This is a genomic window from Sphingobacterium sp. UME9 (assembly GCF_014170215.1).
In the GTDB taxonomy this organism is placed as follows: Bacteria; Bacteroidota; Bacteroidia; order Sphingobacteriales; family Sphingobacteriaceae; genus Sphingobacterium; species Sphingobacterium paramultivorum.
The window spans coordinates 1-25,197 of the sequence record NZ_LZZP01000003.1 but is presented as its reverse complement, the minus strand read 5'-3'; the positions used below and the strand labels follow the sequence as shown (position 1 = coordinate 25,197).

Below are 25,197 nucleotides of genomic sequence, written 5' to 3'. Positions count from 1 at the left end.
TCCTATTGAAAGCTCAACACTTCCTTTTTCTTTTTTGTTTTGAATTTATTGGGTACTACGGCCAATATTTCTTTTTCTAAGGCCTGAATTGCATGTCTCTTTACATAATTTTGCGTCGTCACCAATGATATCTCCCGTACTGGTTCCGGTGATTTGAAATAACGGATCCTATCCAATTGTTCATCGGAATAATCCCAAATCGACAACTCAGGCAATATCGTAATTCCGTCGTTGATATCTACCATACGTTTTAGGGTCTCTACGCTACCCGTATTATACTCAAATCGCCCTGTAAGATCTTGATTATGTTTGTGATGACAAACATTAAGCACCTGCCCGCGCATACAATGTCCTTCATTGAGCAACCAAAGTTTATCATCGGCAATATCATCACCACTCAGTATCTTTTTTGGAAACAGTGGACTATTGGCTGAAATATAGGCAACAAAATTCTCGTAAAATAAGGGTGATTCCAAAATCCCGGGATCATTTAAGGGAGTAGATAGCACACCACAGTCCAAAAGTCCAACCTTCAATTCATGCACAATCCGTTCTGTCGTATATTCCCATATCTGCAATTGTAGTTTCGGATATTTCTCCATAAATGTGGTCAGCACATTCGGAAGTAAATAAGGTGCGATTGTCGGGATAACACCGACCCTTAGTGTACCCTCAATTTCCCCTTTTTTATCTTGTACAATCTCATTGATCTTTCGGCTTTCCGTCAATACCAATCGAGCTTGAAGAATAATTTTCTCGCCGATTTCTGTAGGAACAACAGGCTGACGGCTCCGGTCGAAGATTTTTGCCCCTAAAGACTCTTCAAGTTTTTGTATTTGCATGCTCAACGTCGGTTGCGTGACAAAACATTTTTCTGCAGCTGCAACAAAACTTCGGTAGGTATCAACAGCTACAATATATTCCAGTTGGATTAAGGTCATCTTACTATCTTTAAAGCACAAAATTACGAATCCTGTCGTAAACCAATGTCAAATCCTTTATAATTAAAGTCAACAGGAGTATTTGGCCTGCCGATTATACAATAAATACCTTGCCAAAAAGATCCAGTATATCCACTATTGTTACATTAGTTCACATAAAAAATCGATTTCATCAAAATGCTTTTCTTAAATTTGGAGATTTACAACAGTTGATAGTTAAAATCCTATGAAGTTTATAAATCGTACGACAATTGCACTAGCTTTATTCTTAACCATGGCAAACAGTCCTTACAGCAAGGCAAATCCCGATGAGGGAATGTTTCCATTGAGCGAATTAAATAGAGCTGGATTGAAGAAAGCTGGGTTAAAGATCAGTGAGAAAGATATCTACAATCCCGGTCAGGTCGGACTGGTAGATGCCCTGGTTCAAGTCAGTGGATGTACAGGATCGTTTGTCTCAAACCGTGGTTTGATCATTACCAATCACCACTGTGCTTTTTCTGCCGTTCAACTTGCCAGTACTGCAATCAACAATTACTTAAAAAACGGTTTTGTCGCCCAAAATCAAGAACAGGAAATTGAGGCAAAAGGATTAAAAATAAGAATTACCGATTCTTATGAGGATGTTTCCGCTAAAATATTAAATGCTGTCGCCAACATCAGCGACCCGGTAGAGCGTATCAATACGATCAAACGTAAACAACAAGAACTGGTTAAACAAGCGGAAAAAGAAGATCCCACGATTAAAGCTGAAGTATCGGAAATGTTTATCGGTAAAAGTTATGTCCTATTCCGTTATAAAACAATCGAAGACGTTCGTTTGGTTTATATTCCACGTCAAAACATCGGCGAATTTGGTGGCGAGACAGATAACTGGGTATGGCCACGCCACACCGGAGATTATTCTTTTCTGAGAGCTTATGTCGGCAAAAACGGAAAATCTGCACCTTATTCTAAAGACAACGTTCCTTACCAGCCCAAAAAACACCTTAAAGTCAATCCAAATGGTGTACGGGAAAATGATTTCACCTTTATCCTTGGTTATCCCGGAAAAACATTCCGACACAGACCAGCACAATATATTCAATATCAACAGGAATACCTTTTGCCTTACGTATCCAATCTGTATGATTTCCAAAATAAACAGATGGAGGAAGCAGGAAAAGACAATACCGATATCGCCTTGTCCTTGGCAACACGCATAAAACGTAATGCGAATGTATTGAAAAACTATCGTGGTAAACTCAAGGGTTTACGAGGAATCGACTTGCTATCGACAAAAAAACAAGAAGACGAAGCACTGGCGGCTTTTATCTTAAGTAAACCCGAACTGAAAAACAAATATGGAAGTCTACTCACGGATATTGACGCCTATTATCAGCTGAGCGATCAAGATGCCCTGAAAGAACTTTGGATCAATAATATTTACAATAGTACGAGCTTATTGAAAGTAGCTCGCGACCTGAACGTTCTGAAAACCAACTTGGCAAAGGAAAAATCTTCCCAAGCTGCCAAGCAGCTTTTCGATCTGAATATCGAAAAATTAAAAATCGCTGTTAAAGAAACCTACGAAAGCTACAATAAGCAGGCTGATCAGCGTATTTTCTCCAGAATGTTGGAAGATGCCATCGCATTCCAAGGTAAAAATCAATTGGCTTCCATTCAGAAATTGCAATTTAATACGGGTACCGCACAAGAATTTGCAACAGAGATTATTCAGAACAGTAAACTTGGCGATCAAAGTTACATACTAAATACAGTCTTGGCCAATGCCGATGCACTTCAGAAATTTGACGACAAATTATTGGATTTCCAGGGCAAATTGAACAATGATATTGTCCAGTTCGCTGCTGAACAAAAAAGACGTGAAGGGGTACTGAACAAATTAATGGGCGATTATGTCGCCGTCAAGGAAATTTTTCAGGCCAAAAACTTTATTCCTGATGCAAACTCAACCTTACGTCTGACCTATGGGCACATCAAAGGCTACTCTCCTGCTGATGCAACTTATATGAAGCCATTCACGACAATCGAAGGAATCATTCAAAAAGGAAATCTTGGTTTAGCAGAATTTGACTACCCGCAAGAAATCAAGACAGCTTACCTCAATAAGAATTTTGGTCCTTATCTTCAAAAAGATCTGGGATCTGTGCCGGTCAATATCTTATATGATATGGATACTACAGGCGGAAATTCAGGATCTCCAATAATGAATGCCAATGGTGAATTAATTGGTGTAAATTTTGACCGTGCTTATGACGCAACAATTAATGATTTCGCTTGGAACGAGAGTTACAGCAGATCCATCGGAGTCGACATTCGTTATGTCCTCTGGGTTGCCGATAAAATTGACAACGCGCATTTCATTCTGAAAGAAATGGGTATTTAATAGGGTCTAAACAAACTTCAAAAAACCGCTACATCGAGAGATACAGCGGTTTTTTTTGTTCATTACGCTATTTCCTTTTCGCTCGGCGGCATGATACTATGAACGAAGAAGTCTCCGTAAATCAGAACCTATTCATCTACCAACGCAGCATCTATTCGTATACTATTTTGCTCCTTGCAGTAAAGAGGAGAAAACAGTCTTCAAACGCAACAAGCCTGTTGTCAAGACTTCCCTTGAACAAGCAATGTTGAGGCGAATAAAAGCGTCGCTTCCCTTGCCATACATCGCACCGACATTGACCTGTACATGTGCCTCGTCCAATAAGAGCTGCCCCAATTTTCGACTTGAAATCCCCAAAGCGGCGCAATCTACCCATACCAGATAAGTACCCTCCAAAGGAAGCACATGCAAAGCAGGCAGGTATTCAGCCATAAAGCCTTTCAGATAAACATAATTCGCATGAATGTAGCTTAAAGCTTGATCCAACCATTCCCCACCCGACTCATACGCTGCGATCAGGCCTGTAATAGCAAAGGGACTTATGCTACTTATCTCGTTGGCTAAGAAAGCCTGCTGCACTTTCCTTTTGAGTTCAGGATCGGCCACGAAGACCGTAGCGACCTGGAGTCCTGCCAAATTAAAGGTTTTACTCGGTGCTACACAGGTAATCGAATTCGCCAAAAAGGCCGCACTGATGCTTCCAAAAGGAATATGTGTATGGCCCTCAAATACCAGATCGCAATGAATTTCATCCGAAATGACTAAAACCTGGTGCCGCAAACAGATTTCACCGAGACGTTCAAGCTCGGCTCTAGTCCAAACACGGCCAGCGGGGTTATGTGGGCTACATAAAATAAATAACTTGACTTTCGGATCACTTGCTTTATATTCAAAATCTTCAAAATCAATGGCATACTCACCATTGCGGTAAATCAAGTCATTGGAAACCACCTCAGCTTGATTGCGTTCTATTGAGGAAAAAAAACAATGATATACAGGCTCTTGAACCAAAACCTTGTCACCGGGTGAGGTAAATGCGCTAACCAAAGCCGAAAGCGCCGGTACGACACCGATCACAGGAAGTATCCATTCCGGCTGAAGTACAAATTTATGCCGCTGCGAAGACCAGCTCATAACCGCGCTGTAAAAAGCAGCTGGAATAGTAGCATACCCATATACAGCATGTTGAACCCGCTGCGCAAGCGCATCCACAACAGGTTGTGCTGCTGGAAAGTCCATATCCGCAACCCAGAGTGGAATCAAATCGTCATAATCATGTTGATTCCATTTGACCGAATCGGTACCACGACGAACAATCGTTTTATCAAAATTATAGATCATACAGCAATTTACTCAAAATTAGGCTGCATTTGTAATAAAAGCCCCATAAAGTAAAAAGGATGAACAAGAAAGCGGATCAGATGGATATGGCAAAGGAATAACTCGGACTAAATACAATAAAAAATCCAGTATGCCAAGATAAGCAGAAAGCGCTATCTTTACAGAAAATAGTAGGACAACTATGGCCAAAAACAACTTTTCATTTCGTGCTAGATTAAAGAGTTTTCACTATGCGTTCAGTGGGCTAAAAACAGCCTGGCAGGAAGAACATAATTTCAGGGTGCATTGTATAGCGGCCATTATTGCCATTACCCTGTCATTTGTGCTTCACATAAGTACCCACGAATGGATTGCTGTACTCTTTTCCATTGGTTTTGTATTTGTCTGTGAATTGTTAAATACCGCATTAGAAAATATAGCCGACTTTATCTGTCCTGAAGATAATCCAAACATAAAAAAAATTAAAGATGTTGCCGCAGCGGCAGTGATGATCAGCAGCATCACTGCACTATTGATCGGCCTCTTAATTTTTATTCCCAAGCTGATCTCATTGGCCCTTCGCTAAATTTTCTAACGCGAATTTCTCATCAAAAGCTATCTTTTTAGGATCGGCAAAAGTCATTTTTCCAGCCTTCTCCTCCATCGCACCATAACCTTCCAGTGCACGCTCCTTGGATAGTTTAAATATTACCTGGCGGACGGATTCCTGTCCCTCAGAAGAAAAAGTATAATCGGCAGTTAAAATATCCCCCTTCAATACACCATCAATATGTCCCTTATTACGATCTTTTTCCTTCCAGGCATAGCTTAGATCACCCTGCACCTTTTCTCCATCAACAGTGATTGATAATGAAATGGTATCGCCATTTTTAAGGTATTGATACGTACTCTTTCCTGTAAGAAACCTCCCGGTATCCAATGGTTGAGTACTTTGAACAGTGTCACCGAGTTTCGCCGAAGTATCCTGTTTTTTTTGTTCCTGATGGCAGGCAGCGCAACACAGCAACACTATAAATCCAAAATTTACTATTCTCATCGTGTTTTTTTGTTTGATAGTATAGATAGCAATTCAAAAGAAATTTTGTTTTAAATAACTAACATTTAAAAATTTAAAATTCAGAAAACAAAAAGCAAGCAAATATTGTTTATAAGTTAGATAGCACTCGGCTATTTTAGCACGATATAAGCTATTAAAAATAAACAATTTAGTAACAATAAAATTATTGCTAGCTTATTGTAAAGCTAATTTTTATTAGTAAATTGTACTCTATAAAATTCAGGAATTCTTAACCAATATTAGTATGAAAGATGTAAGCTTTAAGAAATTTGATAGTGGATGTACATCACTCACAAAATTGTCCATTGAAACAGACTTGGCTATTATTGTTAAAGAGCAAGTTACCATTTCTTCCGAATCCAAAGTTGAAAAACTCAGACGCTGTAAAGAAGAATTACTTAAAAGTCTTTGGTTTGTTCAACGTCAATGTTGAGATAACATTTTCCTCCAAATTTCGACTATCCGCTGATCAGCATATTATGGTCTGACAGCCACACATTCAAGTCACTTTTAACACAAAACAAGCCCCTCAGCTGTTATGCTTCGAGGGGCTTTTAATATGTTTAACAATTCGAATATCACAAGTGATTAAAGCGATTTCAAATGTTTATAGTTCGATTTAATGGTATCCCATACTTCTTCGAAATTACCCGACAACATTAATTTTGCCATACTTTCTGTCATCCCTTTCATTTGACTGAAGGATATCTTGGGCGGCATAGCCAATGCATTGGGATTGGTAAATATATCGATCAGGACAGGCTCGTCCGTCATACCAAGAGCTTCAGTGATAACAGCATCCACTTCTTGGGGCTGAGTGACCGTAAATGCGCGTATTCCCATCGCTTGAGCGATCATCGCAAAATCTGGATTGACCATATTGGTTTCCTGATCTTTCAGACCTGATACTTGCATTTCCAATTTAACCATACCAAGTGCACGGTTGTTAAAGACGATGATTTTAATCGGTAAGTTATATTGTTTTATTGTTGCGAGATCCCCCAACAACATGGACAGTCCCCCATCACCACAAAAAGCAATAACCTGACGTTCAGGATGTGTCAATGCCGCTCCAATAGCCATTGGCATGGCATTAGCCATAGACCCATGGTTAAAAGACCCCAGCATGATACGATCCTTTCGCTGATTAATATAACGTGCTCCCCAAACACAGCACATCCCGGTATCAAGCAGAAAAATCGCATCATCACTGGCTTTTTGATCAAAGGTATGCGCAACAAATTCAGGCTGTATCGCGCATTCGCTGCCCGAATCCTCCACATAAGTCATGAGATCTTCCTTGACCTTTGCATAGGATGCAAGCTGCTTCTCCAGAAATTTTGTATCCGAACGCGCTTCCACAAAAGGCAATACCGCTTTTAAGGTATGTTCAATATCGCCTACAAGCCCATAGTCTACGATGGATCTGCGCCCAAGTTTTTCACCTTCAATATCAATCTGGACAATGGTTTTGTTGGTCGGTATAAAATCCTTATAAGGAAAATCAGTCCCCAAAAGTAAAATAAGATCCGAATGGTGCATGCTTTGAAATGCCGACGCCATGCCCAAAAGTCCGGTCATGCCGATTTCATTGGGATTGTCGCGTTGAATATCCAACTTTGCTTTAAATGAATAACCCACCGGCGCATGGATCTTTTGTGATAACGCTACAATTTGCTGCTGTGCTTTCTTGGCTCCCACACCACAGAACAAGGTTATCTTTTCTGCTTGATTGATATATTGTGCTAATCGCCCAATTTCCATCTCCGAAGGTCTAATTTGCGGCTCGGTAAAAAACACCTTGGTTGAGGTATTCATTTGAACCGCTTCCATTTCTGATACATCACCAGGCAAACCGATAACCGCCACATCCCGTTTAGAGATAGCCTGTTGTAATGCATTTTGCACCATACGTTGCACCTGTTCTGGCCGAGTGATCATTTGATTGTAGCAAGAACAATCATCAAACAATTTGATTGGATTGGTTTCTTGAAAATAATCGGTTCCAAATTCGTATGTAGCACATGTTGATGCGATCACAAGCATGGGTACCCGTGTCTTGTGTGCTTCATAAACACCATTGATCAGATGCACATGTCCTGGTCCACTGCTTCCCGCACAACAGGCAATACCGTGCAAATCAGCCTCTGCCGTTGCGGCAAATGCCCCCACTTCCTCATGTCTTACATGTATCCATTGCATCGTTCCATCTGCATGAACAGCTTCGTTGAAAAAATTTAAACTATCGCCCGTTACGGCATAAATACGCTGAATTCCCGCATCCTTTAAAAGACCCACAATCTGGTGTGCTACATTTTTCATACCTATACTATAATTTAAGATTTTGTGACAGCGACCTTATGCAAATTATGTTATCGCCACTTAATAACAACAATAATTTAGCGTAATGGTTTGGGATATTACCTGAACAATACAGTATTACCAAAGCGTATAAACTGATCGAATGTACAACGATAGCCTCAATGGGAAACAAGGATACACTGCGCCGAAAATTTCAGCCAACAGTGCGCTGCACTTGAAATAGAAAGAGATTGTAATCAACAAAAAAGCTGTTTCAAATTGATTGAAACAGCTTTTTTAAAATTATAGACTTGATAAATCCTTAGTTGATTTGTCGCGACAATTCATCGACAAAACGCTTCGCATCATTGAGATCTTTATTCCAGTCCGCATAGCGTTTAGCGGTATTCAATTTTGCAATTTTTGCATTTAGCTTCGCAAGGTTAGCTTGATCTTTTGACTTCTCCAACTTTGCTTTAAGAATGCCGACTTTGGTATAATCTTGAATACCTTCCAACATACGCTCATAACGGATAGAGCTTCTTCCTTGTGGATAAACAATATAAGTGTCTCCCGCTGGCCAGGTACGGAACCTTGAATCATGCAGCGGATCTTTGACCCAGGAGTTAAATGCCCAACGCAATGCTCCATCGAAGCCTGCCGCTAGCGCATACCAAGCCATATAGGTGGATTCTGCTGGATCCGAGAACGTGAATTGATTTGGGAATTCGTCCGAACAACAAACATAAAATGTCGTGATGTACCCTTTTTTACGTCGCTCAATGAGATCTTTCTGATCAAAAGGATCTCCAGCGGCAACACTGATATCGGTACTTTTATGATAGCGTTGGTAGCTTTTGTGATTATCTGCAAATGCAACACCAAATTCGGGCGCTACTTTTTCCAACAATGCTATTGCTGGATCCATTTCCTCCCGGCCTCTTTCATCCATCGCAATATTGGTAATCTTTAACCAGCCCTTTGCGGTAATGTGTTTACTAAAATCCTTTAAGAAAGGCGTCCATAGTTCCTCGAATATAGCTGTACCGGGCTTCGCAATAACATTGACCAGTTCATTTTTGCTCTCATCGAAATAATGTACCTCGTTATTCCATGGTAAAAGCGAATAGCAGTTGATCTGTTTGTTGACCCCCAAATCCATCATAAAGTTTACCCACCGATCAAAAACAGTATAATCATAGGTCCATGAACCGTCTTTTGCCTTCTTCCAGGTGATCATATCTGCATAAGGATCATAGGTCTGTACGTTCCAGGCATCCTTATTTAAAGTCGCAGTAATCACTTTTTGCCCTGCAGCTGCAAGTTGTTTCATAGTAGGCTTCAACGCTTCAAAATGCTCATCGCTCCACATCTTCACATTATTGACGCGAGCCACAGCAGAAGGATGCTGCCATTGATCCAAATGATAGGTCCACTGTGACGATGGAGGTAGCACATGTTGTTGCACATTGACCGTAAGTTGTAACTGTTCCTTTACCTGACCATTTTGCTTAACCGAAATTGTCGTTTTATATTGTCCAGCAGCAGCTTCTTTGGGAACCGTTACTGTAATCCATACAGGACGGACTTTCTTAGCTTCAAGGTCATAGCTTTTCAGATCATCCAACATATCTGCCGACAGAGAAGCTTTAAAATCTTCTGGTTTACGATGGCCACAGCCACTTGCAAATTCATCAGTCATGACATAACGAACAAAACGTGCTTGTACCGCATCGCTACCGATCACCTTGCCTGTTGTAGACTTTAATTCACTTGCCGATACAGCAACGTCTGCTGCGGCAGCACTGGTCCATAACAATACTTGCGCCGATACTTGCTCACCTTTCCAGGCATCCACAGTCGCCGTACGTTGTGTTGTCAGATTTGGATTAACAGATTTGGGATAACGTTTGTCTATCGATACAAACGAAGCATGTAGACCGGTTTTAACATTCGACCAGTTGGATAAAGTATCCTTTGTGGGATCGGCCATTTCAGTAAATGTTGTCCCTGTAGCAAAACGCTGCTGGGAAAATCCCGGATTACTGCCACAAAATAGCATACAAGCCAGGGCAATAGAAGAATAAATTGTAGTTTTAGGCATAACAGTTATAATTAACAAAACTTTAGCGAAGCGATGATCTTCTTTCTAGCCCAGGAGCAGGGTGCTCGCAGAAAAAAGGCAAACAACTTCTGTTTGCCTTAAAAATACTAAAATTTTATTTATCTATAACTAACTTTGTTCAAAAATTTCAGAAAGTGCTTTATAGAGCTCGGCATGATGGGTCTTGAATTTCGCGGGGTTCTCAAAGAAATATTCAGACGCAACCGCAAAAAACTCAGCTGGATTGGTCATGCCATATACATCAATATCAGATTTATTTTCTTTTATCTTGGTAATTTCTTCCCGTATCAGATTCATAAAAGGAATGACTGAAGCTTTATCCATCAAATGTGTGGGAATGCCATCCACTGTGCCATCGGTTTTATCGATCAAGTGCACAAATTCGTGTATCGCTGTATTCTGTCCATCCTTTGGATTCTTAAAGCCATACTCCAGTGCCGATTTAGACAATATCATTTGTCCGTTCATGGCTCCCTCACCCACCATACCCATAATATTACGGTCAGCATGGCCTTCAAATTCATATGCAGTATTGAATTGGGAAGGATAAACCATAATATTGGTCAAATTGGGATAAGTCCATTTCTTAAAGGCAAATATTGGAATAATTGCACTGGCGGCAATCATCATATAATCTTTGAGCTCAACCGTTACACCCACACCTTCAATCTTGACCGTATCCAAAAATTTTAAACAGCGGGTTTCAAATTCCGCTTTGTCCGCAGTGGACAGATTGCGGTAATAGGCAACTTCTTTTTCTAGAATTTCCTTGCCTTCGTCGCTTAATACACGTTTAATGGCTTTGCTATTTTTGGCCGTACGATTTAACAGGTAATAAACAACATAAATGGTTACTGGTATAAGCAGTATAATGAATAGTTTTCCTAGCATATTATTTGATCTGTATCCATTTGGGATCCCGAGCCTGCAAATTACGCAAAAAGCCTTTAAAATGTGAGGTTCCAAATAAGATTAAAATCTTTTGCTGTGGAGCGTCAGCAACTAACGAAGCCAGGTTCTCTTCCCTTTTTTTCATGACAAATTCTTTATCAAATTTGTTTTTTAATGCCGCTTTTATAGGTTTGCAGGAATAAGGTTCCTGGAGCGGTGTTTTGTAATCACAATCATCCAGGTTGATCGCACCATACAGGTATTCAAACTCGTCAAGCAATTTATTTTTGGGAATATCCGCATTTACCGCCGTTTCATAATTCACCAGAAAAAAAGAATAATCGGGCTGACTAATGATTCGCTGCCCCAGTTTACGGTACATGGGCGCCCGAAGAACCCGGGAGGTATCGCCCGGTATTTCAATACATTGCTGCAACCCTAGCCGATTCCCTGTAAGCTTTCTAAATTTGCGGTCATATAGATCACGTTGTGCCGCACTATCCACCTGATAAGCGATGCTTTCATAAAAAACAACATAGCCCGAATGTTGAAGAGAATCTACAGCACGCTGGATTTGATCATAGTACACACGCGTACCCAGATGCCGCATTGGAATGTAAACGACTGTTCGATTGCCGTTACGAAGTTCAAATCTACGCGAGGCATCACGCAAGACACCACTACCTTGAACCATCAATGAGGTATCACAACCTACAAAGACAAACAGTATAAAAAAAAGGGAGATAACCTGTCTCAATTGCATACGATTTCATTATATTAAAATGCTCTTTGCTAGCAAAGACAGTACCATGAAACAATTATTGCTATCTGCCCATAAATTGAGCCTGTAGATTAGCCGTATTTCGCGATACTTCCATTAGAATAACTTGCAATGATAACAATATATTATCTCCCTTGTTCTATAAATTTTATAGGCTTGTCAATCCTATTGTTGTTCCGTTTGGAATAACTGCATTTTTTTTGATAACAACAATGCCATCACAAATGGTATAAGTGGGATGATTGGCATTCAGCAAATGAGGTCCGCCATTGATCCGTACATCGTTACCGATACGACAATTTTTATCCAAAATAGCATTCTCAATATAACAGCGTTCTCCAACGCCAACCACAGGTATATTTTTCCGCTTTGCATCCTCCATATCGACGAGATCCTCATAATAATCAGACCCCATCATATATGTACCGCGCACCACAGATCCTGTACCAATCCGCGAACGAACGCCCACGACGGAACGGTCTACTTTATCCGCTTGGATAATACAGCCATCCGAAATGACAGAATTGATTAATGTTGTACCCGAAATTTTAGAAGGCGGCAACATCCTTGGACGGGTGAAAACCGTATTTTTATCAAACAGATTAAAGGCCGGAATATTATCAGTCAAACCAATGTTGGCCTCATAGAAAGAACCTATGGTACCGATGTCTGTCCAATAGCCTTCAAATTGATAGCTAAGCACCCTATTCGTATCAATTGCATCGGGAATAATTTCTTTTCCAAAATCCATTCCGCGATTCTCTTCAAGCATACGTTTCAGGACGCCTTTTGAAAAAACATAAATACCCATAGAAGCCAGGTATTCCCTACCCTCACCCTTTAAATGGTCACTCACTTCTGAACTCCAGTCCACCAGCTGCTCGCTATTCGGCTTCTCAATAAAGGAGGTAATGTGATTCTTTTCATCTGATTTCAGTATTCCAAAACCAGTGGCATCTTTGGCGTTTACTGGAATAGTCGCAATGGTCAGGTCGCCTTCGTTTTCGACATGAAAGTCAACCAGGGCATCAAAATCCATTTGATACAGCTGATCCCCCGATAAAATCAATACATAGTCATAATCAATACTAGCCAGCTTCCGAAACGATCGCCGCACGGCATCTGCCGTACCCTCGAACCATTTATCGCCATCATTGGTCTGTTCAGCAGCCAGGATATCAACAAAGCCCTTACTAAAAATACTAAAGTTGTAGGTATTCTTAATGTGGGAGTTGAGTGACGAAGAATTGAATTGTGTCAACACAAAAATCTTGTTAAAACCCGAATTAAGACAATTCGAGATGGGAATGTCCACCAAGCGATATTTCCCGGCAATGGGAACCGCTGGCTTAGACCGTTGATCGGTCAATGGATACAGACGTGAGCCCCTTCCTCCGCCTAAGACGATAGCTACTACATTATGACGTGACATATCAAATTACATTATTTGGTTATATAGACTTATATACTTCGCTGCAGATTTATCCCAAGAAAAATCCAACTGCATCATTTTACGTTGATTCTCCTCAAACTGCTTTTTACTGTCGTAAAAATTTATAGCCCGAACAATCGCTGCACTAATTTCAGTGATTGTTAAACTATCAAAACCTATACCGTAGCCATCATTTTTCAGATCGATTACCGTATCTTTTAATCCCCCCACCTGATGCACGATCGGCAATGTACCGTACTTCATCGCATAGAGCTGATTAAGCCCACAGGGCTCAACACGGGAAGGCATTAAAAGAAAATCCGCACTGGCATAAAGCCAATGGGCAAGATTTTCATCATAACCAAAGAACACATCAAAATTATCAATTCCATCATCGACGAGCGATTTCACACGCGACTGGATCGCTGGGTCTCCGGCACCCAGTATAAATATACTTAATCTATCGCGATATTTCTCCGTCAAATCCAAAATTATCTCCGGTAGTAAATCCGCTCCTTTTTCTGTTGCAAATCGGCCGATAAAAACAAGCAGTGGTCGATCTGGATTGATTTTATACTGCTTCGCCAAAGCCTCCTTATTTTTCAATTTGCCAGAAAAAGCTTGTACAACATCATAGTTTTCTAGCAAGGTATAATCAATTTTGGGATCCCAGATTTCCCAGTCAATTCCATTGACAATACCGATGGATTTATTTCGCTCATCATAAAATAGATGCTGTAAGCCATTTGCTTCCACATAAAGCTCTTCCAGGTAACCTTCAGATACCGTTGTGTAAGCATCGCAACATTTAATTAGGGCCGCAAGTGGGTTAATTAAACCATCCCAGTCCAATAATCCCCATTTCCAGCTATCGAAAGCAGGCAACAGAATGGCTTTGCTCCAATGTGTCCAGCCCTGATATTGCCCATTGTGCACGGTGGCTACCGTTTTAACGTCGGCAAGAAAATTATAGTCATTGCTATACTTCATCAAAAAAGGCATCAAACCGACATGATGGTCGTGGCAATGCACAATATCAGGTACTATAGCTTTATCCTTAAACCAAGCCAATACAGCATGTTGAAAGGCGATAAACTGTTCGCCTTCATCGGGATAACAATACACCTCCTGCCGATCGAGTTTCCCTGGAATCTTAATCAAGTAGAGCTCAAAACCGAGTACCTGATGATCTTCCTTATAAACGTCGTAGCTCAGCAATTCAGATCCTTGATAAAAAGTACCTTCATGAACTAGGCTAAAAGCATGATCCCTAACAAAAGGACGATCATACCAGGGCATGACAACCGCCGCCTCCCACCCCAGCTTGGTTTGGTATTTGGGCAGCGCTCCCACGACATCCGCGAGACCACCTACTTTGGCCACGGGATAACATTCTACACTCAAGTGAAATACTTTCATTCTTCTTTTACAGCATGAGATTTAATAACAAGATTTTATACAGGGATACGCTCGCCTTGTTTAATTGGATCAACTTCCTTTACCGCTCTCTTTCTTTTCAGAATATATCCGCCAAGCGGAGGCAAATGAAGTTGTGCAGACTGTACTTGGTTCATCCAATGCAGGTGCTCACTATGGATATGCAGATTATGTATTCCGGAACCGAAATAGGTCAAATCATCCGAATTCAGCAGCACTTCCCATTCACCGGCGTAAGGTAAACCAATACGGAAATGTTCGCGAACAACAGGCGTTAAGTTTAGTACAACAACCGTATCATCCCAGGAGTCAAAACCCTTTCGCCAATAGACCACAATCGAATTTTCACGATCACCTGCATCTATCCATTCGAAACCTGCAGCATCGAAAGCCTTTTGGTAAAGACTTGGTTGGTTCCTATAAACAGTATTCAGATCGGCTACAAATTGTTTCATACCCTGATGGGGCGCAAACTCCAAAAGATGCCAATCAAGCGATTGGTTTACATTCCACTCCGAAGTCTGCCCAAATTCACCGCCCATAAACAGCAATTTTGTTCCCGAAAAAGTATACATAAAGAGATACAAAGCTCTCAAGTTGGCAAACTTTTGCCATTCATCGCCTGGCATCTTATAAATTAAGGACTGCTTTCCGTAAACGACCTCATCATGTGACAAGGGCAGCATAAAATTTTCATGGAAAGCATATACTGTCGCAAAGGTGAGTCGATCATGATGATAACTGCGATTAATTGGGTCCTCTTTAAAGTAATCCAACGTATCATGCATCCAGCCCATCATCCATTTCATTCCGAATCCCAATCCACCAGCATACGTTGGGCGACTGACACTCGGCCAAGAAGTAGATTCTTCGGCGATTGTCTGCACATGTGGAAAATGTCCGTAAACGGCTTCATTCAGCTCTTTTAAAAATTGTACCGCTTCGAGATTCTCATTTCCTCCAAATTCATTGGGAATCCACTCGCCTGCATTTCGACTATAATCCAAATACAGCATAGAAGCTACCGCATCGACCCGAAGTCCATCGATATGAAAACGATCCAACCAATAAAATGCATTACTGATCAAAAAAGAACGCACTTCATTTCGCCCATAGTTAAAAATATAGGATTGCCAATCGGGATGAAACCCTTTCCTGGGATCTTCATGCTCGTATAAGCTCGTACCATCAAAACGATAAAGACCATGTGCATCACCCGGAAAATGCGAAGGAACCCAATCCAACAATACGCCTATTCCGGCGGCATGCAGCTCCTCAATCAGATACATAAGATCTTGTGCCGAACCATAACGCGAACTCGCTGCAAAATAACCTGTTATCTGATATCCCCAAGAAGGGTAATAAGGATGTTCCATTAAAGGCATAAACTCCACATGGGTAAAATTCATCTCCTTCACGTAAGAAACGAGCTGCACGGCTATTTCGCGGTAGTTGAGCAAAGTATCCGGACTTTCGGGATCCCGCGACCAGGATCCTAAATGTACCTCATAGACCGACCAGGGTTGATCCAGCCTATTTTTAACAGCACGCTCCTGCATCCATTGCTTATCCTGCCACTCGTACCAGGTCGAATGAACAACGGAAGCAGTCTTTGGGGCAACTTCCCACCGAAAGGCAAAAGGATCACCTTTCTCGAGTTGCTCACCTGTATAGGTCTGGATAACATACTTATATGTCTCTCCATTGCCAAGCCCCGGAATAAACCCTTCCCAGATTCCGCTACCATCCCAGCGCACAAAGAGCGCGTGATGCTCCTTATCCCAAAAATTGAAGTTGCCGGTTACGGAGACGGATTTTGCATTTGGAGCCCAAACCGCAAAATAAACGCCTTTTTCACCGTTGACTTCCAGTTCGTGCGAACCGAACTTTTCGTATAATTTGAAGTGCTTACCCGACTGGAATAAGGCGACATCAAATTCAGAAAAGAGACTATGCGGAATTACTTCATTGGCCATGTTTAACCTTCTATCAATATGTTATCAAATTCTCGTGCGACATTAATCCAATACCGCCCCTTTTCATCTACTTGTACTTTTGTATCAATACCATCGGTCTTCACCTTCTTCACTTGAAAAGGCAGGCCGATCAACTGTAGTTTATATTCCTCATATCGCTCCGTAAAAAGCCCATCTCTGGTTTGTTTGATCGACAAGGATTCTTTGAGCCCTGAAACCGTAAAACATTTTTCAAGATAGATATCTTGTTCATACGCAAAGGTGTCGCCATGATCTGAATACACATACGAACGGGTTACTCCTTCAGCGAAGTAAACATTGAGCTGTAGCTCCTCAATTTTCTTTTCACCAGTATATTGCATCACCGGATATTCAGGGATAACAGATCCCCCGCGAATGAAAATCGGCATTTCATCAATCGGCGTAGCGATGGTATGTTCCTTACCGCCCACGTAGATTTCATTATTGAAATAATAGAACCAAGTGCCCTCAGGTAGATAGACAATCTTGCTTTTTTGTCCTGGCTGCAATACCGGGGACACCAATATTTTATCCCCAAAACAGAATTCCTCCTCGCGTTGCCAATTGGTCGCTATATGCTGCTCGACCATGGAAATCGGACGTAATATTGGAAAACCATACTTGGTCTGCTCCCAAAAACAGGTATAGATATACGGCAACAACTTATACCGGAGTTCGATAAATTTCCGATTGATCTTTTCCCAATCCTCCCCAAAACTCCAGGGCTCGCGATCGCGGGTATCGCCGGCAGAATGCACACGCATAAAGGGCGAGAAAACGCCAAATTGCATCCATCGCGTAAATAACTCACCGTCGGGTTCGCCCGTAAATCCACCGATATCCGTTCCGCAAAAGGACATCCCCGAAGTCGATAGACGCTGTAATTGCAAGGTCCCCAACTTAAGGTGTTCCCAACTCGCCAGATTATCGCCGGTCCAAACTGAAGAATAGCGTTGTGTACCCGCATAAGCCGCTCGGGTAATGGTAAATGGGCGCTTATTTTTATACAATTTCTTTAAGCCATCATAGGTTGCCCGAACCATCTGCATGCCATAAACATTGTGTGCCTTGCGATGTGAACCCCGATGGCCGTCGTATTGGTGACGTACATCGTCGGGGAATGTTCCGCGGCCAAATACCGCCGGCTCATTCATATCGTTCCAGAAGCCGGCAACACCATCTTCCACAAGCCCCTGGTATAATGTGCCCCACCATTGGCGAACCTCCGGATTGGTAAAATCAGGAAATTGACAACGTCCGGGCCACACAAATCCTTCCATAAAATAATCGTCCCCTCGACGACAAAAATATTTATTTTCTTTCCCTTCCCTGAACACCCAGTAGTTCTCATCAACCTTAATACCCGGATCGATCATCACCACGGTTTTAAAACCATCATTGGCCAAATCGCTGATCATATTTTTAGGATTGGGGAAATACTGCTTATTCCAGGTAAAACAGCGGTACCCTTCCATGTAATCGATATCAAGGTAAATAGCATCACATGGAATCTGTCGCTTCCGAAACTCCTCAGCAACCTTCCGGACATTCGCTTCGGGATAATAGCTCCAGCGACACTGGTGGTAACCAATTGCCCACAACGGCGGCAGGTAATGCGTACCTGTCAACGTATGATAACGACGGATAACATCGATAATATGCGGACCGTGGATATAGTAGTACTGCAGTTCCCCACCTTCGGACCAAAAGCTTGTTTTTCCAGGATCTTCGGCAGCGAAATCAAAATACGTTTTAAAGGTATTGTCAAAGAAAATGCCGTAGGCCTCACCGTCTTTTAAACCGATATAAAATGGAATAGTTTTATAAAGTGGATCCTGATCATAAGCAAAAGCATAGGTATCTGAATTCCAGTTTTTAAGCCTTTTACCTCTCAGATTCAATTTAGTGGCCTTGTCCCCAAGTCCATAAAAAGCTTCGTTTTCAAAGGCCACTTTCGTGCTATAGACATAGTAACCTCCAAAATCGGGATTTTCCTCCCAGTGCATCGGTGCCAAATCAGCGTTAAACAGCTTACCTGAACGATCAGCAAAAGAAATCAAAAAGTCATTCTTATTGATCTTACAAGAAATTGTATTCGTATGAACCAGATAATGGTCAGCCTCTTCCTTGCATTGATGTATACTAACACGGTGATCTTTCTTGGCCAAGGCATAAGAAAAATCCTCTAAAAAAGTCCCTTGTGGAGCCAGCCGCACCCTGACGATCTCATCCGTTACAATCTTAATTTCTACCTTGGCTTTGCCGTCAGAAAAATAATAAGACTTATCGTTTTGGTTGTGGGCTACTATGGTTTCAAGGTATTTCTTTTCAATTTTAGGTAAATCCAATACCGGATTATTCACATGATGCATACTATCCAAAGTACCATCATTTTCCTCCTCATTTAGTGTGGTTTGATTTAGGTTGTCGTCTTCAAGCATAGTTGTAATATGTTAAAAAGTTTCTGAAGGCTTAATTCCTCTTTAAGATAGAAAATTAATCCTGCGCTGACAACAAAACACAAAAAAAAATCCCGCCTATTGGGATAGACGGGATTTTTTTCAATACCTGTGGATAAACTTCTACAGCTTACTTAACGAAATGCGCACGAAGCATCCAAGCCATCTTCTCATGCTTTTCTAATAGTCCGACCAAAAAGTCCTCCGTACCATTATCCGCCGTTCCTTCAACTACGGAAAGATCGGCACGAATTGACATCGCTATGGATTCATGATCAGCCAACAATTCCTTATAATAGGACTGACTGTCGGTTTTTTCTGAAGTAGACTCCGTTAAACGAGTCAATTTCAAATATTTATCAAAGGTACCCACCGCATAATGCCCTAAAGTACGTACACGTTCTGCTACTTCATCGATCACTTCAGCTAGTTCATCGTATTGTGATTCCAAAAATAAGTGAGCAGCATGAAAATCCGCACCTTCCACATTCCAATGCGCGTTGCGCGTTTTCATGTAGATAATGTGTTCATCTGCCAACAGCACATTTAGCAACTTTGCAACTTTTTTCAAGTCCGCATCTTTAATTCCAATTGAAGTTTTCATATGTATAATCTTTTGTTAACTATATGTTTTAAATGCTTAGTTAAATTTACCCAAAAATGCGGTAAAAACCAAATAAAAAGCCACTCAAATTCACAACAATTACCTCAACCCACTGTACCCAACCTGAATTGCATTTCGTATAGCTACAAAGAGTTTGCTATACTGAAAAAATGAAAATACCGAAGCTGCAGTGACCTTGATCTTTGTTGACCGCACTAAAACCTAGACCGTTCCTTATGCACGAAACATTTTAAACAAAAATCGATCAAGCTAGTATTTAAAGCACATAATGTTGTATTTTTGCGGACATCTTTATTTTGAGGGAGCGCTGCGGACAAAATGGACAACAATACATATTTTCATCAATTCAAACAGGATATTTCAGCTATTGAACTTCCGACACGATTTACTTTTCCGTTTTGCTATGAACCGCACCCCCTTGCCGTCACCGCCGCACAAGAACTCCAATACTACATCGAAACCCAAGACGATTGGACCCACAATTTTGGCCTAGACGCCGCCGTGGAGGGACTCGCTATTGGAAAAATGTTCGGTGTTCTGGTTGTCAAAAACCAACACAATGAGCTGGGCTACCTTGCCGCTGTTTCGGGAAAACTGGCCGGAAGCAACAAACACCGGCATTTTGTCCCCCCCATCTTCGATATGTTGGAAGAAAACAGTTTTTTCCTAAACGAAGAGGTGCATCTCAACGCGCTGAACCGAAAAATAGAAAATCTTGAAACAAGTGAAGAGCTAGCAAACGCCCAACGTAATCTTGATTTATTAAAAAACGGATGGGATAAATCACTCGATGAGCTAAAATCGAAATTGAGAATTCAAAAGAAGGAACGCAAAGAAACCCGCACAAAATTGAAGGTCAGTTTATCGGATGCGGAGTATGAATTATTGATGGAAGACATGCGGAGCCAGAGTTTAAAAGACAAACAACAGCTTCAACGCTTTCAATATGAAATGCATTTGGCCCTGGAGACAGAAAGTAACCATTTACACCAATTGCTATCGACGATTACTGCGCTAAAAGAGGAACGCAAAATGCGCTCGGGAAATCTTCAAAAACAGCTTTTCGAACAATATAATTTTCGCAATGCGAAAGGGCAACACAAAAATGTAGTCGGCATATTCGATGAATTTGACCGCACAACACCGCCTGCCGGATCGGGGGAATGCGCAGCGCCAAAATTGCTGCAATATGCTTATGAAAACCAGTTAACCCCCCTTGCTTTGGCCGAATTTTGGTGGGGCTGCTCACCTGCATCTGAAATACGCAGGCACAAAAACTACTACCCTGCCTGCCGCAAAAAATGTGAACCAATTTTAGGGTATATGCTCGAAGGCTTGGTCGTAGATCCCAATCCCATGCAACAGGAAACGACTTTGGATATAGCACTTCCTCAAATTTACGAAGATGAGGATATCATCATCATCAACAAACCGGCTGAATTTCTGTCTGTCCCGGGAATATATGTAAAGGATTCGGTCTACAACCGTATTCTTCAACGCTACCCAAAGGCAGGACCGATTATTATCCACCGCCTGGACATGTCTACATCCGGCTTGTTGGTTGTTGCCAAAAACAAAGAGGCCCATAAATTTATTCAAGATCAATTTATACAACATACCATCAAAAAAACATACATTGCTTTACTGGATGGTATTATCGAAGCCTCATCAGGCTTGATCGACCTCCCACTTCGCGTAGATCTGGACGATCGACCCCGGCAAATGGTCTGCTACACCTATGGCAAACCAGCGCAGACAAAATGGGAAAAAATTGCGATAGCGAATAATCAAACGAGGGTCAGGTTTTACCCCTTGACTGGCCGCACCCACCAGTTGCGCATGCATGCCGTACATCCAAATGGCCTAAATACACCTATCGTTGGTGATGATCTCTATGGCAGAAAAGCCAATAGATTACACCTTCACGCGGCTTCAATTACCTTTATTCATCCTCGTTCCAAGCAAGAAATGACCTTCGAAATCGAGCCAGATTTTTGATAGCGCTGACTATATCGTTACAAAAGTCAGTAAATAAAGCAACGGAAAATCATCGCCAAGTCAAAATGTAATGTAAAATTTATTGACCCAAATCAATAATTTAACATAAACAACTAATAGACAGTTATTTATATGTAAATGTAATTCAATTACTTTCCTTTATTACATTACAATAAAATTTTAATTATTCTTAATTTTTTGTTTCCTTTGTTCACTGAATTTTTGATTTTAATACCTATAAAGTCAAAAATAAAGTAAAAACAGGAAAACAATTTTGAATTTTCAAGATTATAGCAATATAATGAGAGCTAAAATAAACGCAACAACCTTCATAACTAAACTCTTTTTTTCGATAACGCTCGTGCTAACGGTGTCCATGGCTTTTGCCCAAAACAAAACCGTAACCGGTACAGTTAGAGATGCAAAGACCAAGAATCCTATACCCTATGCTACCGTAGCCGTTGTTGGCGCCCCGGCTTCTGCTGGAACCACAACATCGACCAATGCAAATGGTGAATACAAACTTGTCTTTCCAACATCTTATGTGAAAATCAGAGCAAGCTACATTGGGTATGACAGCAAAGATGCTTTTGTTACCAATGATGCCACGCAAACAAAAGAAATTCTGATGGATCAACAGGACAACATGCTGGAAGAAGTTGTCGTCAAGGCCAAAAAGAAAAAATACAGCAACAAAGATAATCCTGCTGTCGCATTGATCCGAAAAGTCATCGAGAATAAGGAAAAAAATAGACTTTCAGGGCAACAATATGCTGAATTTGACCAATACGAGAAGATGTCTTTAGGACTAAGCAATCTTTCGGAGAAATTTGTCAATAAAAAAATATTCAAAAACTATCAATTTCTTTTTGAAACGGACGACTCGGCTAAAACAGCCAACAAATATGTTTTGCCAGCGTTCATTGAAGAAAAAATGTCCAAGGTATATTACCGTAAAGATCCAAGCAAAACCAAACAGTATATCATTGGTGACCAACGGGCACAATTTGACCCTAGATTTATTGACAACGATGGTTTGACAGCCTACTTCAATAAACTGTACGAACAAGTTGATATTTATGACAACAATATTTCATTGGTTACCAATCAGTTTTTAAGTCCGATTGCAAACTCCGCACCTACTTTTTATAAGTTTTATATTACGGATACCATTAAGACTGTACAACCTTGGTTGGTCGAATTAAGCTTCTTTCCACGCAACAAGGCAGACATGTTATTCAAAGGTCAACTGTACGTTACTTTAGACGGCAACTACGCTGTTCAAGGCGCCAATATGACTGTTGCAGATGACATTAATCTAAACTTTGTACGTGACCTTCAGATACAGCTTAAATTTGAGAAAGACAGCAAAAGTCGTTTCTACCTAAAAACAAGCACCCTGGGTATTGATTTTTCTTTAACGGAAAAAGGCATGGGAATACGTGGAAGCCGAACAGTGGATTACAATAATTACAAAGTCGGCATTCAGCAACCTGATAGTACCTATGATGGTCCGTCTACGGTCATTGCCTATAACGTCGAAAATAAGAAAGCGACAAAATCCTTATTTGAAACACAACGTCCGCTTGCCCTTGCGCAAAACGAACTGAACATCTATCATAATATTGATACATTACAAAAGATCCCTTCATTCCGTTCGTTCATGGATATCGCTGCGTTATTGCTGTCAGGATACAAACAGGCTGGCCCAGTTGAAATCGGCCCAGTCAATACATTCTATAGCTTTAACCCCGTAGAAGGTTTCCGTTTACGTGTCGGCGGACGTACGACAGAATCGTTAAGCAAGCGTTTCTATGCTGAAACTTATGCTGCCTATGGTTTTAAAGATCAAAAGTGGAAATACTTTTTCAGCGGCACCTATGCGTTCAACAACAAATCAGTCTACTCCTTCCCGATGCACTACATCAGGGCCTCTTATAAAAAGGATACGAAGATTCCGGGACAAAAACTGGAATTTATTCAGGAAGACAACTTCTTGTTATCTTTCAAACGCGGAGATAATGACCGTTACATCTATGAGACAAATTATGGCTTAGAGTATAAAAAGGAATTTTTAAATCACCTAGCTATTGGTGCTGCTTTCAATATCAACAGACAAACACCTGCTGGAAGTCTGACTTACCAGATGGTCGATGCCAACAATGAAAGTAGACTGTTCAATGAACTGAACTCGACCGAAGTGTCTGTAAATTTCAGATATGCTCCACATGAAGAGTTTTATCAAGGCAAAATTTACCGGACACCTATATTCAATCAATATCCGATCTTCACGTTCAATTATACCGCTGGAATCAAAGGATTAGCGAAAGGTGAATACAATTACCACAACTTTAATGTTGGTGCATTCAAGCGCTTTTATTTGAGTCAATTTGGCTATGCCGACGTGACCGCAGAAGGGAATTATATTGCAGGGAAAGAGATCCCATTCCCTTTCTTGACGATCCATCGTGCCAATCAGACCTATGCTTATCAATTAAATTCATACAACTTAATGAACTTCCTTGAATTTGTCAGTGATCATAATGCGTCAATAAATGTACAATACTACATGAACGGTTTTCTGTTGAATAAGATTCCGTTGATCAAAAAGCTTAAATTACGCGAAGTATTTAGTTTCAAGGGGGTATACGGTGGACTGCGTAAAGAAAACAATCCTGACGACCCGAATTATGGATCTAAGGTATTCACTTGGCAGCATAATGCAGATGGCACACAAAGCTCCTATACGTTCGGTTCAGAACCTTATATGGAAGCCAGTATCGGTCTATCCAACATCTTTAAAATATTACGTGTAGACTACGTAAAACGTCTAAATTATCTTGATCACGTCGATGCACCAGCTTGGGGTATTCGCGCTCGGGTCAAATTTGACTTTTAATAGTTTCCATAAATTTATAGTATAATTTGAAGCCCTGTTCATACAAATGACAGGGCTTCTTTTTTTGCCTTATGCTTCCGCAACATCGGCACCACCACCACCACCGTCGCCATCGCCATCGCCATCGCCATCGCCACCTGGAGGATAAGTAGGAAGATAAAATGGTAGTGACGGATATGAAGGCCGTGACGGCGAAAAACCTGGATTACTTGGTGTCCATTCCTGAAAAAGGTTTACAAAAACCGAATATTAAAATCTTAAATTTAATATTATGAAAAAGCGTATGACAAAACGTAAATCAGGGGGACAGCAAGTTTACAGCGATAGCTTCAAAATCCTCGTTTCCAGAGAATACCTTGCGGGCAAGCTGAGTTATTCGCAACTTGCCCAGAAGTACAATCTTCCGGGGGAAGCCACTCCGCGGTATTTTATGAAATGGTACCAGCAGTGGGAAAGCAATCTGGAGCTGGAAGTTCCCCAGGCTGTGGAGTCAGAAGATACCGGGTTGAAAAATGAGCAGGATC

At 41.1% G+C, this 25,197-nt stretch carries 17 protein-coding genes and 1 pseudogene; 6 read left to right on the top strand and 12 right to left on the bottom strand.

Translation table 11 applies throughout. The annotated features are described in order from the left end of the window. Positions 1-2: 2 nt before the first annotated feature. Complete coding sequence (locus A9970_RS01600) at positions 3-941, bottom strand: hydrogen peroxide-inducible genes activator (RefSeq protein ID WP_182981060.1); 939 nt, start codon at positions 939-941, stop codon at positions 3-5. A gap of 226 nt (positions 942-1,167) precedes the next feature. On the opposite strand from A9970_RS01600, the gene A9970_RS01595 reads away from it, so the two are divergent. After that, positions 1,168-3,330 (top strand): S46 family peptidase, encoded by a 2,163-nt coding sequence (locus tag A9970_RS01595; protein ID WP_182981059.1) that lies wholly within the window; start codon positions 1,168-1,170, stop codon positions 3,328-3,330. A gap of 162 nt (positions 3,331-3,492) precedes the next feature. Here the strand turns inward: A9970_RS01595 and A9970_RS01590 are convergent, their stop codons facing one another. Further along, positions 3,493-4,671, bottom strand: a complete 1,179-nt coding sequence (locus A9970_RS01590) for a MalY/PatB family protein (RefSeq protein ID WP_182981058.1) — start codon at positions 4,669-4,671, stop codon at positions 3,493-3,495. A gap of 181 nt (positions 4,672-4,852) precedes the next feature. On the opposite strand from A9970_RS01590, the gene A9970_RS01585 reads away from it, so the two are divergent. Next, positions 4,853-5,236: a diacylglycerol kinase gene (locus A9970_RS01585; protein ID WP_182981057.1), complete on the top strand. Its 384-nt coding sequence runs from the start codon at positions 4,853-4,855 to the stop codon at positions 5,234-5,236. Here A9970_RS01585 and A9970_RS01580 read toward each other — a convergent pair. Next, positions 5,219-5,707, bottom strand: a complete 489-nt coding sequence (locus A9970_RS01580) for a hypothetical protein (RefSeq protein ID WP_182981056.1) — start codon at positions 5,705-5,707, stop codon at positions 5,219-5,221. The two genes, A9970_RS01585 and A9970_RS01580, sit on opposite strands and share 18 nt — an antisense overlap. A gap of 265 nt (positions 5,708-5,972) precedes the next feature. On the opposite strand from A9970_RS01580, the gene A9970_RS01575 reads away from it, so the two are divergent. Then, entirely contained in the window at positions 5,973-6,161 is a 189-nt protein-coding gene (locus A9970_RS01575; RefSeq protein WP_075992013.1) for a hypothetical protein, read from the top strand. 155 nt (positions 6,162-6,316) lie between these two features. Here the strand turns inward: A9970_RS01575 and A9970_RS01570 are convergent, their stop codons facing one another. From A9970_RS01570 to A9970_RS01530, 9 genes are all read right to left on the bottom strand, one after another. After that, on the bottom strand, positions 6,317-8,050 hold the full coding sequence (locus A9970_RS01570) for a thiamine pyrophosphate-dependent enzyme (RefSeq protein ID WP_182981055.1): 1,734 nt from the start codon (positions 8,048-8,050) through the stop codon (positions 6,317-6,319). A gap of 301 nt (positions 8,051-8,351) precedes the next feature. Continuing rightward, on the bottom strand, positions 8,352-10,133 hold the full coding sequence (locus A9970_RS01565) for a DUF4091 domain-containing protein (protein WP_220801493.1): 1,782 nt from the start codon (positions 10,131-10,133) through the stop codon (positions 8,352-8,354). A gap of 129 nt (positions 10,134-10,262) precedes the next feature. Next, on the bottom strand, positions 10,263-11,045 hold the full coding sequence (locus tag A9970_RS01560; RefSeq protein WP_159728663.1) for a zinc-dependent peptidase: 783 nt from the start codon (positions 11,043-11,045) through the stop codon (positions 10,263-10,265). A gap of 1 nt (position 11,046) precedes the next feature. After that, complete coding sequence (locus tag A9970_RS01555; protein WP_088161069.1) at positions 11,047-11,808, bottom strand: hypothetical protein; 762 nt, start codon at positions 11,806-11,808, stop codon at positions 11,047-11,049. Between the two features lie 166 nt (positions 11,809-11,974). Next, entirely contained in the window at positions 11,975-13,258 is a 1,284-nt protein-coding gene (locus tag A9970_RS01550) for a glucose-1-phosphate adenylyltransferase (protein ID WP_153846891.1), read from the bottom strand. Between the two features lie 6 nt (positions 13,259-13,264). Continuing rightward, complete coding sequence (locus tag A9970_RS01545; protein ID WP_182981054.1) at positions 13,265-14,677, bottom strand: glycogen synthase; 1,413 nt, start codon at positions 14,675-14,677, stop codon at positions 13,265-13,267. A 35-nt stretch (positions 14,678-14,712) separates the two neighbouring features. Continuing rightward, positions 14,713-16,671, bottom strand: coding sequence for a 1,4-alpha-glucan branching protein GlgB (glgB, locus tag A9970_RS01540; protein ID WP_182981053.1), 1,959 nt, complete (start codon positions 16,669-16,671; stop codon positions 14,713-14,715). A 2-nt stretch (positions 16,672-16,673) separates the two neighbouring features. Further along, complete coding sequence (locus A9970_RS01535; RefSeq protein WP_182981052.1) at positions 16,674-19,133, bottom strand: glycoside hydrolase family 31 protein; 2,460 nt, start codon at positions 19,131-19,133, stop codon at positions 16,674-16,676. A 148-nt stretch (positions 19,134-19,281) separates the two neighbouring features. Further along, on the bottom strand, positions 19,282-19,755 hold the full coding sequence (locus A9970_RS01530) for a Dps family protein (protein WP_182332706.1): 474 nt from the start codon (positions 19,753-19,755) through the stop codon (positions 19,282-19,284). 339 nt (positions 19,756-20,094) lie between these two features. Here A9970_RS01530 and A9970_RS01525 point away from each other — a divergent pair, with 339 nt between their 5' ends. From A9970_RS01525 to A9970_RS01515, 3 genes and pseudogenes are all read left to right on the top strand, one after another. Beyond that, positions 20,095-21,774 (top strand): RluA family pseudouridine synthase, encoded by a 1,680-nt coding sequence (locus A9970_RS01525; RefSeq protein ID WP_182981051.1) that lies wholly within the window; start codon positions 20,095-20,097, stop codon positions 21,772-21,774. Between the two features lie 301 nt (positions 21,775-22,075). Then, positions 22,076-24,673 carry a DUF5686 and carboxypeptidase-like regulatory domain-containing protein gene (locus A9970_RS01520; protein ID WP_227550239.1) on the top strand — a complete coding sequence of 866 codons (2,598 nt, stop codon included), beginning with the start codon at positions 22,076-22,078 and terminating at the stop codon, positions 24,671-24,673. A gap of 271 nt (positions 24,674-24,944) precedes the next feature. Next, positions 24,945-25,197: pseudogene (locus tag A9970_RS01515) on the top strand (hypothetical protein); the annotation flags it as partial.